Source organism: Reinekea blandensis MED297 (genome assembly GCF_000153185.1).
In the GTDB taxonomy this organism is placed as follows: Bacteria; Pseudomonadota; Gammaproteobacteria; order Pseudomonadales; family Natronospirillaceae; genus Reinekea; species Reinekea blandensis.
In genome coordinates this window covers 1112928-1137658 of sequence record NZ_CH724149.1, presented here as the reverse complement: position 1 = coordinate 1137658, position 24731 = coordinate 1112928, and the positions used below count along the sequence as shown (strand labels likewise).

Here is a 24731-nt window from a genome sequence, read left to right as displayed (position 1 = left end):
GGCTTAATCACCCGGCTGATGTTTGACTATTTTGATTTCAGTAAGGGTGTAAACGTGTCACATATGATGGTGTTTTCCGGAAACGCGAATCCGGAGCTGGCAAAGCAGGTTGTTCAACGGTTAGGACTGCCCCTCGGCGACGCCAGTATCGGCAAGTTCAGTGACGGCGAAATCTCCGTAGACCTCACCGAGAATGTTCGCGGTGCCGACGTTTTCATCATTCAGCCCACCTGCCAGCCGACGAACGACAACCTGATGGAAGTCATCTTCATGGCTGACGCACTGCGCAGAGCTTCGGCCGGTCGCATTACGGCGGTCATGCCGTACTTTGGTTATGCCCGACAGGACCGCCGACCGCGATCATCCCGCACCCCGATTTCGGCCAAGGCTGTGGCCGACATGTTGACCGTCGTCGGTATCGACCGGATTCTGACGGTCGATCTTCATGCTGAACAGATCCAGGGGTTCTTCAGCATTCCCGTAGACAACATCTATGGCTCACCAGTACTCCTTGACGACATTCAACGCCAGGGCTACGACAATATGGTCATCGTCTCGCCGGATGTCGGCGGCGTTGTGCGGGCCCGGGCCATTGCCAAGCAGCTGGGTGCTGAGCTGGCGATCATCGACAAACGACGTCCGAAAGCGAACGAAGCTGAGATCATGCACATCATCGGCGATGTGAATGATCGAACCTGTCTGCTGGTCGATGATATGGTCGATACCGCCGGCACTCTGTGCCAAGCCGCCGAAGCGCTGATCCGCTTTGGCGCCAACAAGGTCGTCGCCTATGCCACGCACGCCGTTTTGAGTGGCCCCGCTGTCGAACGTATCACTAAAAGCGAAATTGAGCTGGTCGTTACCGACACTATCCCACTCTCGCCTGAGGCAAAAAACTGTGATAGTATCCGCCAGCTTTCGCTGTCCGGCATCCTCGCAGAGGCTATCCGGCGCGTCAGTAACGAAGAGTCGATCAGCGCTATGTTTCGCTAGATCACAGCAAATAGCTGCACGTTAGCAGCAATTTCTTAAGACTCATTTAATGAAAATTCAGGCAGCATTGGTCGCAAATGCTGCTTGTTTTATTTTGGAGCAAGACAAATGTCTACGATTTACGAACTCAACGCCGTTCTGCGCGAAGAGCATGGGAAAGGTGCGAGCCGCCGCCTGCGTCGCGAAAAAAAGGTACCGGCAGTTATTTATGGCGGTGCGAAGAATCGCAAACCTCAGAGCCTGACGTTGGAACTGAGAGAGCTGGTTAAAGCGATGGAAAACGAAGCGTTTTTCTCACACGTTCTGACCATCAACATCGGTGACAAATCCGAACAAGCCATCCTGATGGACGTTCAGCGTCACCCAGCTACTGACTTCCCAATGCACATCGACCTTGAGCGCGTGACGAAAAGTACCGTTGTTCATAAGAAAGTGCCAATTCACTTTGTTGGTGAAGAGAAAGTTGAAAAGTCTGGTGCCAAAGCACTGCACGCTGCGAACGAACTGGAAATCACCTGTAAAGTGGGTGACCTGCCAGAGTTCATCGAAGTGGATGTTGCCGCTCTGGAAGTTGGCGCCGTTCTGCACCTGTCAGAACTGAAACTGCCTAAGGGTGTTTCACTGGTTGAACTCAACAAAGGTGAAGACCACGACTCTCCGGTTGTTTCTATTGTCAAAGCCGGTGCCGCTGCTTCTGCTGACGAAGAAGACGAAGCAGAAGACGCAGCCGAGTAAGGCAAACGTGTTACTCGTTGAAAAAGGGCCCTAGAGGCCCTTTTTTGTATCTGAACCCGGCCTTCGCGGCGGCAAACTGTCACCTTGAAAACGTTATGACCATGAAAGATTCCATACAACTGATTGTCGGCTTGGGTAATCCCGGTGCGCAATACGATCAGACCCGACACAATGCCGGTTTTGATTATGTCGACGCATTGGCCGATCGATTCCACGGTCAGTGGAAAACTGAGTCCAAATATCAGGCAGACATTACGTCCATTCAGCTGGCCGGACAAAAAGTCTGGCTCATGAAGCCGATGACCTTTATGAACCGCAGCGGACAGTCGGTTGGTGCCTTCGCCAATTTCTTTAAAATACCCGCCAATGAAATACTCGTGGCACATGACGAACTGGATATTCCCGCTGGCAACGCTCGTTTTAAGCTCGGCGGCGGCCATGGCGGACACAATGGTTTGCGTGACATCATTGCCCGGCTGGCCAACAACAAAGGCTTCTATCGGCTCCGCCTGGGAATCGGACATCCCGGACACGCATCCGAGGTAACAAACTATGTCCTGTCCAAAGGTCGTCCGGAAGAGCGAATCAGTTTGGAACGCGCCATTGATGCGGCGACCGAATCAACCAGTCTGGCCGTACAAGGCGACTGGGCAAAAGCCATGAACACATTACACAGCTTCAAAGCTGAATAACCATCGGAGATCCAAAACATGGGTATTAAATGCGGTATTGTCGGTCTGCCGAATGTCGGTAAATCCACGCTGTTCAACGCCCTGACTCAGGCTGGCATTGACGCCGAAAACTTTCCGTTCTGTACCATCGAACCCAATACCGGCGTTGTCCCGGTACCGGACCCGCGCCAGGACAAAATTGCGGAAATCGTTAAACCGCAAAAATCCATTGCAACCACCATGGAGTTTGTCGACATTGCCGGCTTGGTTGCGGGTGCGTCCAAAGGTGAAGGATTGGGCAACCAGTTTTTGGCCAATATTCGCGAAACCGATGCGATTGCCCACGTCGTACGCTGCTTTGATAACGACAATGTGATTCACGTTTCCAACCAGGTCGATCCGGCTTCTGACATCGAAGTCATTAACACTGAACTGGCTCTGGCCGATCTGGAAAGCGTCGACAAGCAACTGCTGAAGTTGCAGAAAAAAGCCAAAGGCCAGGACAAAGAAGCGAAACGCCTGGCGGACCTGCTAGAAAAGATCAAACCTGCGTTGGACGATGCCAAGCCCGTGCGATCGGTGGACCTGACCGATGACGAAAAGGCGGACCTGAAGCAGTTCAATCTGCTGACCACCAAACCAACGCTGTACATTGCCAACGTCAATGAAGACGGCTTCGAGAACAACCCATACTTGGACAAAGTCCGAGCCATTGCGGCTGAAGAAAACGCCGAAGTGGTTGCCATCTGCAACAAACTGGAAAGTGAAATCGTAGAACTCGAAGACGATGAAAAAGCTGAGTTCCTGGCAGATCTGGGTATGGAAGAGCCCGGTCTGAATCGCGTTATTCGCGCCGCCTACCAGCTGCTCGGCCTGCAAACCTTCTTCACCGCCGGTGTCAAAGAAGTCCGAGCCTGGACCGTTAAAATTGGTGCAACGGCACCCAACGCGGCTGGCGTTATTCACACCGATTTTGAAAAAGGCTTTATCCGAGCCGAGACCGTAGCCTACGACGATTTCATCACCTACAACGGTGAATCCGGTGCGAAAGAAGCCGGCAAGTGGCGTCTGGAAGGCAAAGACTACATTGTTAAAGACGGTGACGTCATGCATTTCCGTTTTAACGTCTGATTCGTCAACGGACCTACCGGGAGCCAAGTGTTTGGCTCCCACCCTTCTCACTTCTCATCGCCTTTAACCTTATCATCTTTGCTCCGGCCTTTTGACCTTTGTCACGACAGCCCGATCACCTTGAGCTACAGTGAATACACTCGATAAAAATAAGGCAAATCTCATGAGCATCACCTCCGATATGCTGGCTGAAATGAATCTGCTGCTGCAGTTTCCGGAAGCATCCCATATGAACGGTATTAAAATTCACCAGGACGCCCCCGAAGAAGCCCAGGCTGCTGCGCAACGACTGCACGACAAGGGGTTTATCGACCGGGCAGACGGTGGCTATCTAACAGATGCCGGCATCGAACTGCATGAACATTTAAGAGTCCTGCAAAGCGCTTTGAAGTAAAAAATCCCACATCGGCGGTGAACCAAACAAATCACCGCCTGTCTATGGTGGCACCAAGGTCAACAATAACCGGAAGTGCTGCCTGTCATGTCAAACTCCGAAAACCCTTATGTAAGCCCCGGGATGCCACCCTTAACACTGGGGCGGCGCCAATCCTTTTTTGAGTTCTGGCCGTTGTGGCTGATGTACTTGCCTGTTGCGATTCAATGGCTGTTTCTTGCCTTGCGTTACCGCAGCCTCACCCTACCGTTGATCGCCAATCCGTCCTTACCGCTCTCTGGCATGGTAGGCATTCCGAAAAGCACTTTGCTGCGCCAAGCCTCAGGTTCTCTGCAAGAGACCATCTTGCCCTGGTATGTCACTCATAAAACAAACGAGCCGGAAGCAACTCAGGCGATCAAGTTGATGGCCCAATTGAAAGATAAAGGCATCACCCTGCCCTTTGTCTGCAAGCCCGATATTGGTTGTCGGGGCGCCGGCGTCAAGCTCATCAAAGACAAAAACGCCCTCATCGAGGTACTGCACCATTACTCAACCGGGGCCGCTATCCAGTGTCAGAAGCTATCCGATTACGAACCCGAAGCCGGCATCTTCTACGTCCGTGACCCGGACAGTCATCAGGGTCGGATCATTTCGATGGCGTTCAAATACATGCCCTATGTTGTCGGTGACGGAAGGCGCACACTTAAGGAGCTGCTTGCCGACGATCCTCGTGCCGGGGAACTTCTCCATCTGTATCAACACCGGCACCAAGCTAACTGGGACAAGGTGATACCCGAAAACGAACCTTACCGCTTGGTGTTTTCTGCCAGTCACAGTAAGGGTGCCATTTTTAAAGACGCCGCTGAGTGCATCACACCGGAACTCACTCAAGCACTGGATCATTTGATGCAGCAACTGCCGGACTTCCACTACGGACGACTGGACGTCAAGTTCCAAAATGTCGATGAACTGAAAGCCGGCCGTTCTCTGCAGATCGTTGAGATCAATACCGCCAGTTCTGAGTCGCTGCACATCTGGGACAGCAATACATCATTCAGCGAAGCCATTCGCGCGCTGCTTTTGCAGTACCGGTTGCTGTTCCGCTTTGGAGCTAAAACCCGACAACGCGGAGCGAAACCTCCCGGCTTAGTCTCACTGATAAAACATTGGCAATTGGAGCGCACATTAACCCGCCGCTATCCGGAGACTGACTGATGGACATGACCACTCAAAACCCATTTCGGTTACCGTCGCTGCCCAGTGCATTGGCCGCTGCCACCGAGCGATTACTGGGCCTGACTGTATTGGCAAAGCATTATGATCGCCGTCCGAAGAATGCATCGCCGGAAAGGTTTCTCGATTACACACTCCAGGCATTGGACTGCCGTGTCACCCTCGACGGACTGGACTTGGGCGCTGCGCTTCCGGAACAGGGACCGGTCGTCGTCGTTGCGAATCACCCCTTTGGCGGCCTGGAAGGTGTTGCGCTGACCCGGGCGTTGTTAGCCATTCGTCCGGACACCCGCGTTCTGACCAATCAGATGCTGTCGACCATTCCGGAACTGTCTCCGATCTTTTTTGGTGTTGATGTACTTAATGACAAAGCCGCACACAGAAACACTGCAAGCGTCAGAGCGGCGGCCAATCATCTTGAAAATCAGGGTGTGTTATTGGTGTTTCCGGCAGGACAGGTCAGCGCGGCCAGCTGGTCACGCTGGCAGGTCACTGACCGACGCTGGAACCCCATGGTCGGCCGGTTAATTCAAAAATATCAAGCTGACTGTCTGCCGGTATATGTCCATGGTCAGAACCCCACCTATTTTCAATTAGCGGGACTGGTACACCGACGTCTGCGCACCTTGTTACTGCCACGCCAACTGACTAATAAGTCCGGACAAGCGCTGCACCTGACCGTCGGTGAACGCATACGAAAACAAGACCTCAGATCGCTCAACTCGGCAAGCCGTGTTACGGATACCGTGCGTATGGCGACCTATCTTCTGCGCCACGCGGATCAACAGGAACGCCAGCCAGCGCTGACACCGTTACAACCGCATACCGGTCCCGATCAGAGCGCGGCAATTCATCACGAACTCGACAAATTAACGCCCTACCGACTACTGTCAAAAGGGTCCTTCGATGTTTACTGCGCGCCCTATCACGCTTTGCATCATGTGTTTAACGCACTTGCAGAAGCGCGGGAGCAAACCTTTCGCGCTGCCGGTGAAGGCACTGGAAAAACCCGGGATACCGACCGGTTCGATCCGCACTACCATCATCTCTTTGTCTGGGACCGCGATGCCCAAGCCATCGTAGGCGGCTACCGTCTTGGCGAAACCGACAAAATCGTCGATCAGTTCGGAGTTAATGGCTTATACAGCCGCAGCCTTTACCGCTTCGATGCCGACTACATCCGAGGCTTAGGTCCCGCATTAGAGGTTGGACGCTCCTTTGTCACCCAAGCCTATCAACGCCACCCGGCCGCGCTCGATCTGCTCTGGCGAGGTATTGGCCAGTTTGTGGTGCGTCACCCTCAATACCGCGTGCTGTTCGGCTGCGTCAGCATTTCTTCCGACCATTCGAACATGGCACGCGCCTTTATCAGTGACGCCATGATGGAAAGCTACCGGGCTGAACAACGCTTTCTGGATAACGTTAAACCGAGAGTACCGCTCAAGGTGCGTGGCAAAACCTGGACAACAGGAATGCTCCGATCCATTCAGGACATCAGCGTGTTTAACAAACTCGTTGGCTTGTGCGACCCAGGTCGGGCTATTCCCGTTTTGCTGCGTCATTACATCGCGCTGAATGGACGTTTCGTTGGTTTTGCTGTCAACCCGGGGTTTAACGACTCGTTAGATGGCTTAATCCTGGTCGACCTACACAACATGCCCGAACGCTACCTGAAACGTTATCTCGGGGCCGAAGGAAAACTGACTTATCAAGACTATTGGGATCGCCATGAAAACACTCTGTTACGCCAATAATGATGTACTTGATCAACTGGCTTTATTAATCGAGCTGACTCGTCCGGTATACCGCGAAACCGCCGAGGGAGCACAAGCCAGTATTGGTCAACACGTGCGACATATTCTGGATCACTACCGGGCGGTTAAAACGGGCATCGAAGAAAACTGCATTGACTACAACCGGCGTCACCGGAACAGTCCGGTTGAACATTGCCCGGAATCAGCCTTAGAGACGATAAACGAACTGAAACACTGGTTATCAACCGGAGCGTTTACGAACAACGACATTGCGGTTATTTCAGAAATCTGTCTGAACACGACGCAGAGTGAACGACTGCACTCAAACCTCAGTCGAGAACTCCTGTACCTGATCAACCATTCGATTCATCACATGGCTTACTCATCGGTACTGGCTAAACAACTAAACATCAACTTACCAGCGCACATCGGTCTGGCGCCCGGAACCCGAACTCATTTACGACATCAATCGGAGGAACTTACTCATGCCTAAAATCCTTATCAGCCTTCTCTTTCTAGTGTTCAGTGCCAGCTCCGTGCAAGCACTCGATGCCGTCTACACACCCTTTCTTAGTGATCTTGCCATCCGCGGCTACGATCCGGTGGCTTATTTTACCCAACAGCAACCCGTCGAGGGCAGCGCTGATTGGGAATACGAATGGAATGGCGCGACCTGGCGTTTCAGTTCTGAAGAAAACCGAAACCGTTTTATGAACGATCCTGAAGCCTATGCCCCTCAATACGGTGGCTATTGCGCCTGGGCCGTGGCGCAGAACAAAACCGCCAGCTCCGATCCGGAACAATGGCGCATCATCGACGGCAAGCTGTACCTGAACTACAACGCCAAAGTACAGCAGGACTGGTTACAACAAACGGACAAGTTCATCATGGATGCCGATCGAAACTGGCCACAATTGCTCGGAGATAACTGAGCTTGGTCTCGGTGTGAATGCTCGGTCATGTATGATTTACGCTCTGATCGACACCCGGTTAGATGAGCCCGGCACACTTCTTTTCTCAATCGCCGTGCCGATCGGTTCGCGTTTTTAACTGATCTAAACCGATCGGGTGCTCAACGGCACCCCTAAACTGGCTTTTACCGTATCAATCACAATATGGCTGGAAAATTTCCGAACCTCAGGCGTCATGAACAAGGTACGGGTCAAGGTATCAAACTCGCCCATATCGCGAGCAATCAATACCACGATGAAATCAATATCGCCGGCCACATAAAACAACTGCTGCACCGCCGGGTGATCCGTCAGACGGACTTTAAACCGATCCAGGATTTGCTCGCCACCGGCCTCCAGCACAACATCGATTACCGCACTTAAGTAACCCGGTACCTTTTGCGGATCAATGATCACCTGTTCGCGCTGAATCATCCCTTGGGATTTCAACCGCCGTATGCGCCGTTGAACAGCCGAGGCAGATAGTCCGATGGCATCACCGAGTTCGTCGTGCGGAAGGCGACTGTTGTTCTGCAATGCGTCCAAAATCTGCCGATCAAACTCATCCATGCCTGATTTCCTTTATTAATGCGCCAATAACGCTTAAATATAGGCGTAATAACGCTCAGTTTAAAGCGAACGGTCTTCACTAACGCGGTAAATTGGCATCTTCACAAAAGGAGACCTTATGACCAGAACCCTCTTTACCGGAAATCGCAATGCGTCCAGCTGGGCTTTTCGTGCCTGGTTGGCATTGAAAGAAGTGAATATCGCGTTTCGCGAGGAATGTATTGATATCCGTCGTCCACAACGATGGGACAACCTGCAACGCATTGGCCGATTCTCGCCACCGGCCGCCGTGCCGGTTTTGGATGATAATGGCTTCATCATCTGGGACTCGCTGGCCATCATGGAGTACGCCAACGATCTCAGCGACGGTCAACTGATGCCCACCGATCTGCAACAGCGGGCGAAAGCACGGGCTTTTGTCAGCTGGCAACACTCAACCTTTGCCCGGGTCTGCCCCGCCCTGTCTTTCGAAAGCACCTTTTATCCGAACAAGAAAACACTGTCATGGGTCGAACGCGAGGACATCTTGGAGATTTACGATCTTTGGGAATCCACGATATCCACCTTTGACGGCCCCTATCTGATCGGTCACTACTCGCTGGCCGACATCATGTTGTTGCCAAGCGTTCTACGTTTCAGCTCGCACCTGCCGGTTGATCACCGTCACCCGGGCGTGCGGAACTGGATCGAGCAGTTGTTAAACCGACCGCATGTCACCGAGTGGCTGAGCGAGGCCTATGAGCAAGAACCGATCTACCTTCCCGGCTATCGGGATGCCGGCTGATCGAAGGGCCATGGCACGGCGAATACCGTCATGACGCTTGAGGTTCATCGGCCCGGGTGACTTCCATAAAGGCTTGCACCCATTCCGGGTTGAACTGTTCGCCAGCGAATCGGTTCAACTCCATGACCGCGCGCATCAACGGACGTCGCCGGGAAAGTTCTCTGGAGTACCCATGCGTGATCGCTTCAAACGCATGAACCACCGCCAGCATCTGTGCCCCGGTACAGATTTGATGGCCCTGCAAGCCCAGCGGGTATCCGGAACCATCGAAGTTTTCCTGATGCTGATCCAGAATCTGCTTAGCGGTGTGCCATTGCGCAAATGAAGAGGTCATGCGGCTGGCGACATGAACATGATTTTGAATCACCTGCCGTTCGGCACCGGTCAGTGGCGATCGGGCATGAATCACCGCCGAGGGCATTAAGGCCATGGCCAGGTCATGCATGCAGGCGGCCACCACCAGCTGTTCAGGCTCCACGGGGCTACCTGCGTAATCATTCAGCGCCAGCAGCCACAGGACCACGCGATTCAGCCGACCTTGCCAGAAATCGGCTCGCTGCTGCGTCTGCTCGGCCAACGAATGAATGAACTGAAGATCATTGGATGGAGTTAACGCAATCTGATCAAACAGGGACGCACTTTTCGCCGTTTCCTGCCATTGCGTTGTGGATGGATCCAACAGGGTCAGAGCCCGGCCGAGACAGTCGGTACGCTCATAGCCGGTCAACGTCAGGGCGTGCTCAAGCTGACCGACCACCGCATCGAAGATGGGCTGATCAAACTCGGCCGTACCCGACTCACTGAGCTGTCGGATAAACTCAAGACACCGATCCAGTATCAATAGGGTCAGGTCACCGAGAATCGGCTCGAAGGTCCAGGTTTTGTCCCGAATCGCATCCAATATCGATTCCAATGATTGCAGCAGCTGGACCAAAGGGTCCAGCCCTAATAACCCGCCATTGCCTTTAATGGTGTGCACCGTCCGGAACAACGCATTCAGTAGTTCTGCATCCTCAGGTGATTGCTCCAATGCTAAGAGGTGACTCTCTGCTGCCCGACTCAAATCGTCACTGTCAGTCGCAAAGTCTCGGAGAATCTCAAGGTCTGAATCCTGATAGGTAAATACGGCCATGATCGATCGCTTCGTCTCACTGCATTCCGCTCAGGAAAACGATTACTCCGGCGAGTTCACGGGCTCCGGCTGCTGCAGCATTGTTATTGTCTGTTCTAACTGTAGCATCTCTTTTTCGGAAAGGCCTTTGTTCGCCTTTTGCAGCAACCGCGTCAACCGAACCTGCTCGGTCCGGCTGAGACGATTCATGCGTTCTTTAACGCCGACATCCTGCAGTTGAACCACCGAACGATCCGCATGGGTACGAAACCGCACAGCGTCAGCAAACGCCAGCAATCGTCCGAGAATCACAAAACAAAACTGAAGGTTTTTAATGGGCCCTGCAACCAGACGCTTCCCGGCCACAGGAACCCCGCGAACCTTCAATGAAGTCGGCTTCCAGGTGGCGGCGAACGACGCCGCGGAAGATAACAAACCACCCGCCAATGCTCCCAGCATCAAAGAGGAACCGCCAACGCCCACATCGATGGCCACGCCCGCTGCAGCACCGGCCGAGCCGGATAATGCCACCAATCGGGTTCGGTCCAGCCCAAACAGATACCAGGCATCTTCATCGAACAAGTCCGGGTAATCAGCATCAAGACGATCACCTTCGGTACGCAGATATAAATGCGCATAGAGTGTCTGCAGTTCACGCTGAGCCTGCGCTTCAAGGTCGCGCAGTGACTGTTGATATTTGATGCGCAAATGCGCTTTCAAACTGGCTTCAGCAAAATCCATCGGCACCTTGACGTCACTGGTATGGCCGATCATCTCAACCAGATGGCGACTGATTACCTGCGCACATTGCTGATGCTGACGTGTATCGTGTTGACGAATGCGATCAATGGCCAGCTCCAACGGTACTCGCCAGGGATCGTACAGCTCGGCAAACGCCGACAGCACCGCTCGCTGTTTTTGATCATCTGCGGTGAGTGGATCGAAGACCCGAACGACACTGAAAAACTGTGACAAGGCGTCTCGCCATTGGTCTACATAGTCTTCGCCACCAATGGGGTTAATCAACGCCATCCGAGGTTGACCAGTCCACTGCAGAATGGTCATTTCGGCTTCGTACTCCGCCGAGTACGGCATCGCGCCATCCACCACATAGATGACGCCCGCGCCGGCCATCACAGGGGTTAACAGCTCGACTTCATCCGTATAAGAACTGTCAGGCTGCGCCTGTTGACGGCTTAAAAACGCTTTCACGGCGGCTGGACGCCCGGCCGCATTAACAGCGGATTGCTCAAGTTCATGCAACACCTGTCGCGGGCGTTGAAACCCTGGTGTATCGACGAGTTCATACTGACACTGCCCATTCAGATTTAACTGAAATGATTGAGCCTGAGTAGTGGTGCCGGAGAGTTCGGATATCCGCACCGCATCCTGGCGCGTCAACGTTGACACAATACTCGATTTACCTTTGTTCGGATGGCCAACGACGGCAAACACCGGGACTGTCATAAGCTGGCTTCCCCTACCACTTCAATCTGATTTTTTTGCGCAAAATAACGCCACGAACGTTCCTGCGCATCGGCACGATCTGACGGTCGTTCGCGCCGGGTTAACATCAATACTACGGCAATACCCCGACGCTGAAGTATCGAAATACAATCCGACAGTTCTCCCATCGGCGTTTGCCAGAGTTCAGTGACCAGGACCACGGGTTTCGAACTAAAACCGTCAAAAGATGTCAGCCATTGCTCATCGTCCTGCCAGGACTTCAGACCAAGGTTCCAAACCAGATCCGGTTCGTTTGCCGGCATACGCCAGCCAACAAGACATTGAGTTTGCGGGTCTCGTATTACGATCGCCAGCACATCATCATCAGGCGTGTCGGACAATGCCGCCCGGCTGATGGCATGCTGCTGAATGGTAAAAAACTGCTCGGGAAGCGAGCTGCGGGAAATCTCTCGGGATAATCGCTGACGCAGCCGGAAACGACACACCACCGATAACATCAGCCGCGGTAGCAACCCATAAACCAACATCGCCATAACGACGAATGGCCACAACCCGTCCTGATCACCCGTACCTCCGAGTGAAAACCCTGCTCTGAAACGCGCCTGCGCAACCGTAGCGGCATCCGGAGCGTCTAACCACCCGTGCCAGGGCCAGGCCAACACCGCCAACATCTGCTGCATCGTGTCGTTTTGCTCGATAAACGTTGACGACCAGACAAACCGTACGTCCTGAAAGGTCGCAAACACAAAAAAAGTCAGCAGCGCTGACACCATAAAGGCGAGACCACCACGCTGAAGCTGCCACTGCAACCAAGGAATCAACAGAACAAACCGCGATCGGAACGGATGCAGCCCCAACTTATTTACCAGCAAACTCATAACAGGATGACCAGACAAGCCACGCATCGGCAAAAACATACCGACGAGCGAAACCCCAACCATCAGCAACGGCAGTGCGGCAAAAAGCAACAATGCCGCCCAGATATTCACACCGGCAACATGGCTCATCGAGAGCAACCCGAGCATGGCAGCCATGCCAAAAAAGGCGGAGACCAGTGTCCACAACCACAGCACAGAGGGTATAGGCAAACCGGATTCCTCCGTTTGCTCCCAAAGCGTCAACCACTCCTGCTGATGGGATGGCGATTGGGAGGCATCGGGAACCGCCAGTTTTCGACCCCGTCGCACAAACTGTTCAAATGTCAGCCATCGAAACAACGCTCGTGTTAGTGAACCGCGGAAAAAGAAAGCATGAATAAAACGAGTAGAACGATGTCGCACAAAAAATCCTGACTGATGAATCACTCGATCATAGCGGTCTTGCCAGTCGATAGACAAGGTTGATGAAAGTGCCTGTGAAAGCTCAAGGGTTTTACAGAAGCCGCATCAAAAAGAGGCTTGGTCTTGTCAGTGACCCAGCAGACTAACCCACCCGGCCCAAGCCAGGCCAACACCAACTACCATGGCAATCACCGCCAGAATGATATCACTGTACCGTTTATGACCCGGTCTCGGACCGGGAATCAACACGGACTCTTCCGGCTGATGCGGGTTCACCGACACAGATACCGCTGCGTTTTCAGAGAACTGTTCGGCCAGCTGCCAGGTCTCGGGATAGACCAGCGTGTAAAACGCTATCCGCTGACTCTGCCAGGACTGTCCTCCGTAATCAAAGCTATAGGTGACGTCGAGATGCTCCGCCGGCTTCATCTCACCATCGATCATTCGACGTCCCCACAACCAACTCGACTCGATGCGACCTTCCAAAACGGGCCACTGACGACTGCGTTGAGCCTGACGAAAGTGACGAACGCCAACCCCGAAAAAGTACACGCCAAACAACGCGAAGGCGCAACCCACAAGAAATGGCGCGTTAATCATGACGATCGCTCCTCAGCCTTGACAGATCCCCCGGGTTTAATCACCACCTTTCCGCCAATGGCCTGTGTCCGCAAGGCCTTAAACGCCTGTCGAATATCCTCCAGAGCATAAACGGCAGAAACCGGCACCTGAATCTGTTCTGTTTCGGCCAGTCGTGCCACTTCCAACATATCGTTTTCGTTTTGCTGATGCGCCAGAATCCCCTGAGATAGGGGTCGTCCGATGGACAACGTGGTCCCAACGACAAGTGTCGAGATCAGGTAACGAACCGGTCCGCCCACCACCAAACTGTGACCGTCTGGCTTTAACATGCGACGAATGCTCAACACCGATTGCCCACCCACAAGATCGACAATCTTATCGAACCGGCCTGTCAGAACCTGCCGGTCCAACGCCTGATAATCATAGACTTCCTCGACACCCAGCTGACGCAGATAGTTCAGCTTTTTGCCGTGATCAATAGCAACAACATGCGCTCCAGAGACCAACGCCATCTGTACCGCGAAGCTGCCCACACCACCCGCTGCGCCGTTTATCAGCACCGACTGACCTGCGGACACGGGCGACTTAGTCGTCAGTGACTGCATCGCAATCACGCCTGATTGAGGAATGGCCGCAACCTGTTCATCTGTCAGCCCGGAGGGTTTTCTCACTAACTTGGATGCTGGAACGCAGACATACTCGGCAAAGCCCCCCAAACGATCAAAGTTGTCACAAAATACAGCGTCTCCCTCCTGAAAATCGGTAACCTGCGAACCGATCGCGGCAATGACACCGCAAATGTCAGACCCCAGAATGTGTTTTCTTGGCTTCAATAGTCCGTTTATACGTGCATAGGCGGGTGTACCGCTCAAGAACTCACAATCACTGCCATTAATAGAGACGGCATGGACTTTTAAAAGCACTTCATTCGGTTTAGGTTCGGGAGTTGCAACGTCCTGCACGTCCAGTTGATCTTCAGTTCCGTAGCGAGAATAAATGGCCGCTTTCATGGTTCGTATCCGAATTGAATCGTTAAAATAGGCTGATTTAAACAAAAGCGTTATTAAGCTCCATTAACCGCCTGCCTCTACAGTAAAGACAGAAAACCCGAAACATAACAGATGCAATGGTCACTTTTTGCTAAGCAAGCGTTGAACGGTTCACAGACGTAGACACAGTGTCACAGTCCCAAACACCCAGGCAAAAAAAAGCAGCCCGAAGGCTGCTTTTCAATTGGAACGCTCAGCAATTACATGCGATCAATCATGTAACCCGGATCGTAATCTTCGATGCTCAATGGGCTGTTGTTGGTAATGTATTCAGCCAACAGGTCAGCATCGACAAAACCAGTGTTCACAAAGTTCGGATGATCAGAGATCTTTGGATAGCCGTCACCGCCGGAGGCCATGAATGCGTTCACCGCCAGACGATACGTCTTGTCAGCGTCGATTGGTGCACCATTAACGTCCGCTGAGTTGATTTCACCGTTGGTGGAGATGATTTCAACACCAGAGAACTGTGCGAATGCGCCACTGCCGGCTTCTTTGCTGATGGCCACTTCCAAATACTCCATCAGTTCAGCGCCAGTCAAATCCACATAGGTCAGCATGTTGGCAAATGGCTGTACAATCAGTACGTCTTTGTAGGTAATGTCACCGCCTTCCAGATCGGCACGGATACCACCAGAGTTCATGACAGCTACATCGGCTTTGGCTTTTTCCATCTGCGCTGTGGCAATCAGCACACCCAGGTTAGTCGGGTTGCTGCGAACAACGGAACGTTCGCCGATGAAATCGCCATCAGCGGAACCAATGACCGTATCCAGCGCTTCCGCACCTTTGTCCTGATAAGGCTGCAGGAACGCCAGCATGTCTGGATCTTCAGCAATTTCGACGTCCTGGAAAACCATGACTTCATTGCCTTCCGCGTCTTCAACTTCATCTTTCAGATTGACTGGAATCAGGCGGTAATCGTAATCAACGATTTCACCATTCTTCAGTGTCAGATCCATACGACCAACGTATTTACCCCATTCATGCGCCTGCAAAATCAAGGTGCCGTTTTGCTCGTCCGGCTCAAACAATGGATTCTGGCTGTGACCACCGACAATCACGTCGATGCCTGGAACTGAACGCGCCAGCGTCACATCGCCCGGTGCATTACCGCCGTGGTCAGCGTTTGCATAGTGGCCCATGTGCGTCACCGCAACGACCAAATCTGCTTTTTTGTTCAGCTTTGGAATCAGGTCTTCAGCGACTTCTACCGGAGTTTTGAAATCCAGATCGCTGGTGTACTCGGGGTTACCGATTTTAACGGTATCTTCGGTCGTGAAACCAACAACGGCAACACGGTTACCCTGAATGTCGAACATTTCATAAGGTTCGAAAAGCGTTTTGCTGGAACCTTTTTCAAAAATGTTGGCGGCCAGGAATGGGAAGTCGGCCCATTCGGCTTGCTGCATTAACACGTCACGAGAGTTGTCAAACTCATGGTTACCCACAGCCATGGCGTCATAGCCCAGCATCGTCATGCCTCTGAAGTCCGGCTCAGCATCCTGAAGATCTGACTCTGGAACACCCGTGTTGATGTCACCACCAGACAACAGTAAGACATCGCCGCCTTCTGCCATCACTTCGGCACGAATGCTGTCAATCAGCGTCTTACGGGCAGCCATGCCGTACTCACCATCGCCATTGCGCCAGAAACGACCATGATGGTCATTCGTGTGCAGAATGGTCAGTTGGTATTCTTTATCTTGCTCATAGCCAGGTCCCATGGTCGCACAACCTGCCAGCACAACAGCAGCAGTCAGCATTCCCATGGGTGCGAGGTTCCACTTTTTCATAGTATTGTTATCTCCATTATCGAAACGTGTTCCCAGAGAACACAGATCAATGCGGATCCATCAATCTGCAACCTGGGAAGGTAGCAAGTTTCAGTTTACAGCGCTTTGCACTGAGTGATTGAAACGCAGCCTATCGAGCCTGTCATCCATGCGTTTTTATGATTGTGTCGTCGACGTCCAAAAGTCGACCATTTGCTCAGGTTTTAAGGTGAGCAATTTCACACTTCTTGTCAAGGCATTGCACACTATCTTATCGGAAGATCACAGGAAAAAGTCAACTTCCTTGCCGATTTATGACGGAAAAGCGAATGACCAGAGATCAATGCCTGAATATCCGCCCGAATTATTCAGTCTCAGCCCCTGAGTCCGGCTGTTACCAAAGCTCAATAAATTCGACCAATAAAAAAACCCGGCAAAGCCGGGTTTTGAAACAGATTACAGGATTTTAGCGAGCGCAGGTAACGGACACCGCCCATGGATCCCAGACGTCAACGGCACCAAAGGTAATGGCCTCGTCGACACTGCCACCAATGGCTGTGACGATGTCTTTTTCGACCGTCACCTTAGACCAACCATCCGGACAGAACTTGGATGGCTGTACCGGCGGCGACACTTCATAGAGGCTATAAGCCACATTATGATGCCAGACACTGTATTGCTCGCTGGACATTGCCTCGCCATTGGTAAACTCAATGGTGGAACAACCCGACACCGCGGCCATGACCGCGAACGCACTCAGAACTTTAGTCAGATTCATCATTTCAGGCCTCCTCACACCAGACTTTAACGCTTCTGGGTGAGAAAATACCCAGCGTGATGACTGTGAAGATACCATCTTCCAGCTTGGTTTGAGCCTGCATCTGACGGACACCCGTCCCGACACACACGTCATTCACCGAAACCTGCTGCACATCTGGAGTCAAGCCCCAGAAGAAGAAGTCCATACGTTGTTCATAGGTCGGTGTGGAGGTCAGCTTAGGTGCATCGACCGGTGAAATTGTCACCGACGCACAACCGGACAAAAAGATACCCAAACCGGCGCACAACAGTGCCGATTTGCTCTTTGAGATCAGTTTCATGTGTTTTCCTTAACGGATGGTTTTAATCGACATCGTTGTCAAAATCACAACGACTCTCGGAAGGCATGATAGGTTAGCGATAATCGATTGCAAGAAAAGGGTCATTGGTCAGAGGGTTACCCACCAATTTTGTGACTGATTCGGCATTGCTACATTTTATGACCCGTCTTTCCAGACCCAACGGACCGGCTCACCAAAATCATCGTATATCCACACTTTCTCAGGCTGGCGTTTCTTTGGTACGGGCTTGTTACGTTTCTGTTTGCGCGAATCAATGGCCGCCAGAACTTCAGGGACAGGTGTCCGGCTTTGCGATTTTTCATGATCCGCTGATTTGAATGGATTGATCCAGGGTTTATCGTGAGGCAACCCGCTGGTGCCGCGCTCCACCACGTCAATTTCGCCGCCATGCGACAAAAACGACTCGACCTGCTGGGCCAGATCGGCCTGAAGGTCTTTTTTGGTTCGTACAGGTTTCATGACCGTAATAGCTGGCACCAACTGATCAAAATTCGACCAAATACAATAGCAGATTGCCACCCTGATTGTCACTAACTGGATGGTGCTGGGTTACGTAAACGGACGTAATGAGCGGGTAAGGTTGATCCAGATCCATTGAGTCTCTGGTTTCGGGGGCCCATTATCACTAAAAACTCAGGAACCGTCCTCCATGAATCTGCTGTTGCCAGCTCCCGGATATAAAATCAGCCCGTTACTCGTTCTCATTTACGGCTTGGTATTTGTAGCCATGTCGATCATGAACCTGTCGTTTACCCAGTATTCGATCCAGAGCCTTTACTGGTTGGGTGCCAACTTTTCTCCCTGGGTTGATGCCGGACAGTGGTGGCGATTAGGCACCAGCATTTTTGTACATTTCGGTTTGATGCACTTGGTTTTCAACTCTGTATCGACACTGTTCCTGGGACGTTTTCTGGAGCCTCTGCTGGGCCACGTGGCATTCATCGTGGTGTTTCTGACCACGGGCCTCTGTGCCAGCATGGCCAGCTATGTGTTTAATAAAGAGGTCTACAGTGCGGGCGCGTCAGGCGCAGTGTTTGGCCTGTTTGGTCTGTTCATCGTCCTGGTGTTAAGCAATCTGGTGCGGCCGGAAGTCCGCAACGAATGGCTGAAAAGCATTGGTGTGATTCTGGTGATCAATCTTGGGATGGGACTCGTGCTGCCCGTTGACAATGCCGCCCATCTGGGTGGACTGGCCAGTGGTTTGGTGGCAGGGGTGATTGCCCTGCCACTCATACGGGCCCGGCTCAGACGGATGAGGTCCCTGCCTTCATCTGAGTAATCAACGCGTCTTTCTCCAGCCACAACTCATGAAGCCATTGCTGGAAGTCTTTTTTATCCTGCCGGTTATTCTGATAGTCCATGCGGATGAACTGCTGCGGAATTTCGATATGGCGCAGCCTCAGGGTGACCGTACCCACGCGACCACAGGCAAGATCCCAAAACGTCGGTGCCCGATCCTGATAGACAATGGTGGTGTCAATCATCGATGAGAACCGCTCCCCCAACGCCTGAATGGCAAATGCAATACCGCCCGCTTTCGGACGCAGCAAATGCGCATAAGGGGCTTTCTGTTTTTGCTGCTTCACTTCGGTAAAGCGCGTCCCTTCCAGAAAGTTCACAATACTGGTTGGCACATAAGAGAATTTTTCACAGGCTTTTTTGGTGGCTTTCAGGTCGTCATCGGCTTTTTCCGGGTGCTTTGCCAGATATGCCCGAGAATGCCGGCTCATGAACGGATAGTCCATGGCCCACCAGGCTTGACCCACGACTGGCACCTTCATCAGTTCTTTCTTGATAAAGAACTTCAACAGCGGGATTTTGCCTTTGGTTACGTAGAACAAAGCAAAGATGTCGACCCAGCTCTGGTGATTGGACACGACCATATACCACTCTTCCATCGACAATTTGACGTTGTTGTCGACATCAAAACGAATCCGCAATACGTTTGTCAGCCACCACAAGATACCCGCCAGCCAAACGTTGGCCACGCCAATCACATAGGGATCTGCCCACTTGTGACGCAGTCGCTGCGGCAACATGACCTTCCAGATAATGGATGAAAACACAAACAGGCTGATAAACAGTGTGTGCACAACCAACATCACCATGGATATGGCGCCGAGAATGCTTTGCAACAGAGATTTCACAACAGTACTCCAATCATGAACCGGCGTTTTTTTACCGATTTCCAAACCCAGATGCAAGATTTTTTATACACCTGTACTTTAAAGCCATCAGTATGACGTTGCCGATCAGTGACCGACAATGTTGATGATTTTATGATCAGCAAGAATAGTGATCGCAAGGAAAACTACACCCCGATTCGGGGAATGATTGTATGCACTCTAAATCAACGATAATCTTGCCGGCTTCGTTTTCAAACCACGGGACCCACGCGGATGTTTGATCTTTATTGGTGGCTGGCCGCAGCAGCGCTGTTGTTCGGATGTTTGATACAAACCGCGCTGGGCTTTGGTATGGCCGTCATCGCTGCCCCCATCATCGTATTGTTCCGCCCCGAATGGGTTCCGATCATCTTAACCATCGTCGCGCTTATGCTTAGCATAAGAAACACCGCAAACCAATGGCACGGCATTCAATGGCGTCATATCACGCCGGCCATGATCAGCCGATTACCCGGAACCGTTGTCGGTGCCTGGATTCTGGCCCAACTGCCTATCCAGCTTCTTCAGATCGCGGTGGCGGCCATGGTGTTTGTTGCGATCTTTGTGACCGCCTTTGCCCGCCCTTTTCCAGCGACCGTTTCCAACCTTTCCATTGCAGGGTTTCTGTCCGGGATAGCGGGCACCACGACGTCCATCGGCGGGCCGCCGATGGCACTGGTCATGCAGCATTCTGCCAGTCACCATACGCGTGCCAATCTGTCGGTCTACTTTGCTTACAGTTGTATCGTGTCGTTGATCAGTTATCAGTTGATGGGGCTGATGACCGCGGAGTTGTGGCTGACCGGCCTGTCTTTTTTACCGGTTGCGCTCATTGGTTATTTTTTGGGAGTCCGGGCACGCGGCTGGGTCGACCAGCGGTTCCGACCCATGTTACTGGTCTTGTGCTCAATTTCAGCGTTGATCGCCCTCTGGGGGGCGATCACCTGACCCGCAGGGTTAAAATAGCCCCTGACTAACCAGCGCTTTCGCGACGCGTTCGAAGGCTGCACGATTGGCACCACGACGGTAGGACAGCTTGTCATCCTGCTGGCCAAACTGCAGACATTGCTGATGAATCGATGCCATGACCTGCTTGAGTTCTTCATCGAGGTGACTGAATGACAGTTGACTGAACTGCGCATTCTGATGCATTTCCAGACCAGACAGTGCCACCCCTCCGGCATTAGACGCCTTCCCTGGGGCGTGTGGGATATCGTTTGCTTCAAACACATCAATCGCTTCAGCCGTACAGGGCATGTTGGCACCTTCTGCAATCAGTTGGATACCATGGTCGACAAGCGTTTGGGCGGCGGTCTCATCCAGTTCATTCTGGGTGGCGCAGGGTAAGGCAATATCGGCGTCAATGTCCCACGGTTGAGCGTCCTCTTTCCACTGCATGCCAGCTTCCTCATCCAGTAAGGATTTCAGTCGTTCTGTCGAACTGCCGTCAGCGTCCATCACCGTCTCGATCTGTTCAGCCGTAAACCCGTCCTCGCAGATCAGCACGCCCTGACTGCTTGATAAGGTTAAAACTCGCCCACCCTGCTCAATAGACTTTAACGCCGCATGAGTCGCAACATTGCCCGCACCGGAAATGAGGATTCGCTTGTCGTCTAAATCCTCATCCTGTGCTTTCAACATTTCCTGAACGAAGTAAACCAGGCCATACCCGGTTGCCTCCACCCGGACATGGCTACCACCGAACTCAATGTCTTTACCGGTCATGGTCCCGGCGAAACGATTTTCCAATCGGCGATACTGACCAAACAGATACCCGATCTCGCGACTGCCGACATTGATATCCCCGGCCGGAACATCCGTGCGTTCGCCGATGTGCCGGTGCAGTTCGGTCATAAAGGCCTGACAAAACCGCATGATTTCCGCATCCGACCGACCACGTGGATCGAAGTCTGAGCCCCCCTTGCCCCCGCCGATTGGTAAGCCGGTCAGCGCATTTTTAAAGGTCTGTTCGAACGCCAGAAACTTAAGAATGGATTCATTTACCGTCGGATGAAAACGGATCCCGCCCTTGTAAGGTCCAATCGCATTGCAATGCTGGACACGCCAGCCCCGATTCACCTGTACCCGATGTTCATCGTCCTCCCAGACCACCCGGAACGAAATGATCCGATCCGGTTCACTGAGACGTCTGAGGATGGCGTGGGATTGAAAACTGGCGTTAGCTTTTACGTCGGCGCTGACATCCTGCGCCACTTCGGTAAAAGCTTCGATGAACTCTTCCTGTCCTTCAGCCCGTGCACAAACCCAGTCCAGGACATCTTGCAACGTGTCTTGATCCGACATGCGATTCCCTAATTATGAATGTCCAGTTGTCTACGGTCTTACTCCTCGATTGGAGCACCATCGTTTTCTTTTACGTCTACGGCAGGGCGGTCTGGCATCGGTGCGATATAGCCAATCGCCAACAGCAGCGCGCCCACGCCTAAGAACGACAAGATCCGGTACAGGGTATCGACGGCTGCTAAATCCAATACAAACAGTTTGAGTACAATCAGCCCCAGAATACCGGCACCTAATGCCCAGCGAGACCGGCTCAGACTCTGCCGGGCACCCGTAATCATGAGCAGACCACCAAGCAAGGTCCAGGATAAAGACCAAACCATTTGTGTCAGGGGTGAACTCAGCCAGGCATCGAGATTGAAATCGACACCAACGTAATGGAACAGCCAGCGATTCAGCTCCATGGTCAGTACCAGGCCAACCAGCAACACCCAGGCAAGACGCCAGTAACGAAGACGTCGGACAAAGCGGAACAGAATTTCACAACCCAACAAACCGACCAGCAAAACCGGATGAAAAATCGGCCAAAATGGCAAAGGCGCGTAATTCCCCAGCCGAGACAGTGTCGTGGTGACTAAGCCAGCGATGATGAACAAGTACAGAACTCGTGCAAACCGTCGGTAAGGCGCGGGCGGAATCAACCGACGCAAGGCCGGCCTCAAGAACATGCCAGGCACCAGAACGGCCACGGTAGCAAGTGCCAGGTTCCAATCGGTCATGAACGTTGGCGCTGCGTAGAGTGCGCCCGCTGTCAGCGCGACCAAACCAAACCAGACCAAAAACCCATCCCAAGCTTTAGCAGGCAACAGGGTTTGATTAATGCGATATCGAACCAGGAGTAAACCGGCGCTGAGCGCGGCCAGCCCTGTGAGCATCGGCCAAGACGCCCGATGGGAATAGCCTTCCAAAAACACCAGCCCGCTGAACAACAGCAGCAGACTGCTTAACCGTAACAACATCCACATCACCGACCAGTGAAGACGCCAGGCAGCGAGGCCAGTCAGGATCACGGTCACAGCCGTGATAATCGGAAATGCAAAGAAAGTCCATTGCTGAGTCAGTGACTCAGCCAGCCAAAATCCCCATTGGTAATACCAAACAGATACGGCCCAGGTCACGACGGCGGCCTCAAGCCACTGTTGTCGGACCGGCTTAAAGATTGAGCCTTGTCGCAGCCACCAGCCACTAATCAGACCGGTCACGACCACCCCACCATAGAGTATCCAGGACAACCAGAGTTGTTCAGCCTGAACCACCGGCTCCAAAAAGAGACGAAACGCGAAGACCGCGGACACGATTTGCAGCCCTAAGCCCCAGAACAACGGTATCCGACGCTGATATTTACTGGCCCAATAGACAAAGCCGAGGCCTTCCAGAGCATAGGTTAATGAAGTTAAGCCATCACTCAATGCATAGGGCACGGCCATCGACGTGAAAACAATGGCAGGTAGCCGGAAAACCGAACGAGACCAACGCGATAGCCCCCAGTACCAGACACCAATGGCAACTAACACGACCGCCAGCAAGATCGCTTGATTGGCCAGCAGTGTCTGTAAGCCGACCACCGTTGCAGCCGGAACCCCAAACAGCAAGCCAGATGCGTGACGGTCAACAACCAGGCGGTTTTGCCGCAGCCATCCGGCAGCCAGTACTGAAAACTCCACCAGCGTCACCAGCAAAAACACGGCAAATGGCCATTGAATGTCACTGCGCAACAGGTCATCTTGCAGATGCTCGGCCAACATCAAGGCGCCAATCAGCCCAAACGTGCCGACCGTGGCTTCACGAATCAACCAACGCCAGGGTTTGTGCCAACCAATCCAAACCACCGCTGCATTGAGCACCGCCAGATAGCCAAACAGTCGCCACAGTGACGCGACTTCAGAACTGGCAATAAACGGAGTAATAAAGCCACCAAGAAACGCCACCATGGCTAAAGCCTGCGAATCCTGACGCAATGCCCGCTGCCCGATCAGCAACACACCTGCCAGGCCACCACCAAAGGCAAGCCACCAGGGCAACAGTTCATACAAGACGTGGCCAACAAACAACGTGACCAACCAACCCGCAAGACCGGTGGCCTGCAAGACATCGGCAAAGACTTTCAGCCGTGCCTGAAAACGAATCCCCACCAATGTCAGCGTAATGGAGGCAACACCCATCAGCACTAACTTGGCCGTAAAGGTCAGTAAACCGATATCGGAAGCGTATTTACCGAGAAAAACGGCCCCGAAAATGAGAACAATCGCCCCGACCTGCGCGGTCAGGTTCATGGACAATAGCTTGTTGATCAACGACTGGAACTGACCCGTTTCTTTTGGCTCTGTGGGCTCTCCTTCCTGAATTGAAGCCCAGGCTGAAGTAGGCTTGGTCGTTTGTTCAAGCTCGGGAGTGAGTACGGTGTCGGCTTTCGATTCGACCTCGGGTTCAGCTACCACCACCTCAGAAGGCGGCGTTTCAGAAGTAGCCTCGGCAACCGTCGGCTTCGACTGCCGAATCGAGGATTGAACAGCCTGCGGTCCCGGCTCAGACACAGGCTGACGAAGTTGTGATCGTAACTCTTGCACTTCTCGTGACAACTGATTGAGACGCCGAAACAAAACCGGCACACCAAACAGAGCCAACCCGAACGCGACGATAAACGCCAGGCCCAGCAGCGACAGTAACAGTTCCATACGGTTTC

25 protein-coding genes are annotated in these 24731 nt (G+C 52.7%); 12 read left to right on the top strand and 13 right to left on the bottom strand.

Going from position 1 to position 24731, the window contains the following annotated elements:
• Positions 1-54: 54 nt before the first annotated feature.
• From MED297_RS05325 to MED297_RS05285, 9 genes are all read left to right on the top strand, one after another.
• Positions 55-993: a ribose-phosphate pyrophosphokinase gene (locus MED297_RS05325; RefSeq protein ID WP_040556681.1), complete on the top strand. Its 939-nt coding sequence runs from the start codon at positions 55-57 to the stop codon at positions 991-993.
• A gap of 108 nt (positions 994-1101) precedes the next feature.
• The gene (locus MED297_RS05320; RefSeq protein WP_008043001.1) at positions 1102-1728 is read left to right on the top strand and encodes a 50S ribosomal protein L25/general stress protein Ctc; all 627 of its coding nucleotides are present in this window, start codon (positions 1102-1104) and stop codon (positions 1726-1728) included.
• A 101-nt stretch (positions 1729-1829) separates the two neighbouring features.
• The gene (pth, locus tag MED297_RS05315) at positions 1830-2420 is read left to right on the top strand and encodes an aminoacyl-tRNA hydrolase (RefSeq protein ID WP_040556680.1); all 591 of its coding nucleotides are present in this window, start codon (positions 1830-1832) and stop codon (positions 2418-2420) included.
• Positions 2421-2438: 18 nt separating this feature from the next.
• Positions 2439-3530, top strand: a complete 1092-nt coding sequence (gene ychF / locus MED297_RS05310) for a redox-regulated ATPase YchF (protein ID WP_008042999.1) — start codon at positions 2439-2441, stop codon at positions 3528-3530.
• A 163-nt stretch (positions 3531-3693) separates the two neighbouring features.
• Positions 3694-3924, top strand: coding sequence for a TIGR02647 family protein (locus MED297_RS05305; RefSeq protein ID WP_008042998.1), 231 nt, complete (start codon positions 3694-3696; stop codon positions 3922-3924).
• 87 nt (positions 3925-4011) lie between these two features.
• A complete protein-coding gene (locus MED297_RS05300) occupies positions 4012-5121 on the top strand; it encodes a hypothetical protein (RefSeq protein ID WP_040556459.1) in 1110 nt (369 codons plus the stop codon).
• Positions 5121-6893 carry a lysophospholipid acyltransferase family protein gene (locus tag MED297_RS05295; RefSeq protein WP_008042994.1) on the top strand — a complete coding sequence of 591 codons (1773 nt, stop codon included), beginning with the start codon at positions 5121-5123 and terminating at the stop codon, positions 6891-6893. Before MED297_RS05300 ends, MED297_RS05295 begins: the two co-directional genes overlap by 1 nt.
• Positions 6868-7386, top strand: coding sequence for a DinB family protein (locus MED297_RS05290; RefSeq protein ID WP_008042992.1), 519 nt, complete (start codon positions 6868-6870; stop codon positions 7384-7386). The genes MED297_RS05295 and MED297_RS05290 overlap by 26 nt, the downstream gene beginning before the upstream one ends.
• Positions 7379-7825: a YHS domain-containing (seleno)protein gene (locus MED297_RS05285; protein ID WP_008042986.1), complete on the top strand. Its 447-nt coding sequence runs from the start codon at positions 7379-7381 to the stop codon at positions 7823-7825. The genes MED297_RS05290 and MED297_RS05285 overlap by 8 nt, the downstream gene beginning before the upstream one ends.
• Before the next feature lie 123 nt (positions 7826-7948).
• Here the strand turns inward: MED297_RS05285 and MED297_RS05280 are convergent, their stop codons facing one another.
• Positions 7949-8413 carry an Lrp/AsnC family transcriptional regulator gene (locus MED297_RS05280; protein ID WP_008042984.1) on the bottom strand — a complete coding sequence of 155 codons (465 nt, stop codon included), beginning with the start codon at positions 8411-8413 and terminating at the stop codon, positions 7949-7951.
• Positions 8414-8531: 118 nt separating this feature from the next.
• On the opposite strand from MED297_RS05280, the gene MED297_RS05275 reads away from it, so the two are divergent.
• The gene (locus tag MED297_RS05275) at positions 8532-9197 is read left to right on the top strand and encodes a glutathione S-transferase family protein (RefSeq protein WP_008042982.1); all 666 of its coding nucleotides are present in this window, start codon (positions 8532-8534) and stop codon (positions 9195-9197) included.
• A gap of 28 nt (positions 9198-9225) precedes the next feature.
• On the opposite strand, the gene MED297_RS05270 is transcribed toward MED297_RS05275, so the two are convergent.
• From MED297_RS05270 to MED297_RS05230, 9 genes are all read right to left on the bottom strand, one after another.
• On the bottom strand, positions 9226-10329 hold the full coding sequence (locus tag MED297_RS05270; protein WP_008042980.1) for an HD domain-containing phosphohydrolase: 1104 nt from the start codon (positions 10327-10329) through the stop codon (positions 9226-9228).
• Between the two features lie 42 nt (positions 10330-10371).
• Positions 10372-11775 carry a GTPase/DUF3482 domain-containing protein gene (locus MED297_RS05265; RefSeq protein WP_008042975.1) on the bottom strand — a complete coding sequence of 468 codons (1404 nt, stop codon included), beginning with the start codon at positions 11773-11775 and terminating at the stop codon, positions 10372-10374.
• Complete coding sequence (locus MED297_RS05260) at positions 11772-13055, bottom strand: DUF2868 domain-containing protein (RefSeq protein WP_154650838.1); 1284 nt, start codon at positions 13053-13055, stop codon at positions 11772-11774. The genes MED297_RS05265 and MED297_RS05260 overlap by 4 nt, the downstream gene beginning before the upstream one ends.
• Positions 13056-13181: 126 nt before the next feature.
• A complete protein-coding gene (locus MED297_RS05255; protein WP_008042973.1) occupies positions 13182-13655 on the bottom strand; it encodes a DUF3592 domain-containing protein in 474 nt (157 codons plus the stop codon).
• Positions 13652-14647: an NAD(P)-dependent alcohol dehydrogenase gene (locus MED297_RS05250; RefSeq protein ID WP_008042972.1), complete on the bottom strand. Its 996-nt coding sequence runs from the start codon at positions 14645-14647 to the stop codon at positions 13652-13654. The genes MED297_RS05255 and MED297_RS05250 overlap by 4 nt, the downstream gene beginning before the upstream one ends.
• Positions 14648-14886: 239 nt before the next feature.
• Positions 14887-16482, bottom strand: a complete 1596-nt coding sequence (gene ushA / locus MED297_RS05245; protein WP_040556458.1) for a bifunctional UDP-sugar hydrolase/5'-nucleotidase UshA — start codon at positions 16480-16482, stop codon at positions 14887-14889.
• Between the two features lie 445 nt (positions 16483-16927).
• Positions 16928-17242 (bottom strand): hypothetical protein, encoded by a 315-nt coding sequence (locus MED297_RS21070; protein WP_008042970.1) that lies wholly within the window; start codon positions 17240-17242, stop codon positions 16928-16930.
• A gap of 1 nt (position 17243) precedes the next feature.
• The gene (locus MED297_RS05235) at positions 17244-17561 is read right to left on the bottom strand and encodes a Bor family protein (RefSeq protein WP_008042969.1); all 318 of its coding nucleotides are present in this window, start codon (positions 17559-17561) and stop codon (positions 17244-17246) included.
• Between the two features lie 156 nt (positions 17562-17717).
• A complete protein-coding gene (locus MED297_RS05230; protein ID WP_040556677.1) occupies positions 17718-18041 on the bottom strand; it encodes a hypothetical protein in 324 nt (107 codons plus the stop codon).
• Positions 18042-18231: 190 nt separating this feature from the next.
• On the opposite strand from MED297_RS05230, the gene MED297_RS05225 reads away from it, so the two are divergent.
• On the top strand, positions 18232-18861 hold the full coding sequence (locus tag MED297_RS05225) for a rhomboid family intramembrane serine protease (protein ID WP_008042963.1): 630 nt from the start codon (positions 18232-18234) through the stop codon (positions 18859-18861).
• On the opposite strand, the gene MED297_RS05220 is transcribed toward MED297_RS05225, so the two are convergent.
• On the bottom strand, positions 18827-19729 hold the full coding sequence (locus MED297_RS05220) for an acyltransferase (protein WP_237613411.1): 903 nt from the start codon (positions 19727-19729) through the stop codon (positions 18827-18829). The two genes, MED297_RS05225 and MED297_RS05220, sit on opposite strands and share 35 nt — an antisense overlap.
• 252 nt (positions 19730-19981) lie before the next feature.
• On the opposite strand from MED297_RS05220, the gene MED297_RS05215 reads away from it, so the two are divergent.
• Positions 19982-20695, top strand: coding sequence for a sulfite exporter TauE/SafE family protein (locus tag MED297_RS05215; RefSeq protein WP_008042961.1), 714 nt, complete (start codon positions 19982-19984; stop codon positions 20693-20695).
• Between the two features lie 9 nt (positions 20696-20704).
• On the opposite strand, the gene gdhA is transcribed toward MED297_RS05215, so the two are convergent.
• Entirely contained in the window at positions 20705-22051 is a 1347-nt protein-coding gene (gdhA, locus tag MED297_RS05210; protein ID WP_008042960.1) for an NADP-specific glutamate dehydrogenase, read from the bottom strand.
• Between the two features lie 38 nt (positions 22052-22089).
• Complete coding sequence (locus tag MED297_RS05205; RefSeq protein WP_008042958.1) at positions 22090-24723, bottom strand: DUF2339 domain-containing protein; 2634 nt, start codon at positions 24721-24723, stop codon at positions 22090-22092.
• Positions 24724-24731 lie beyond the last annotated feature (8 nt).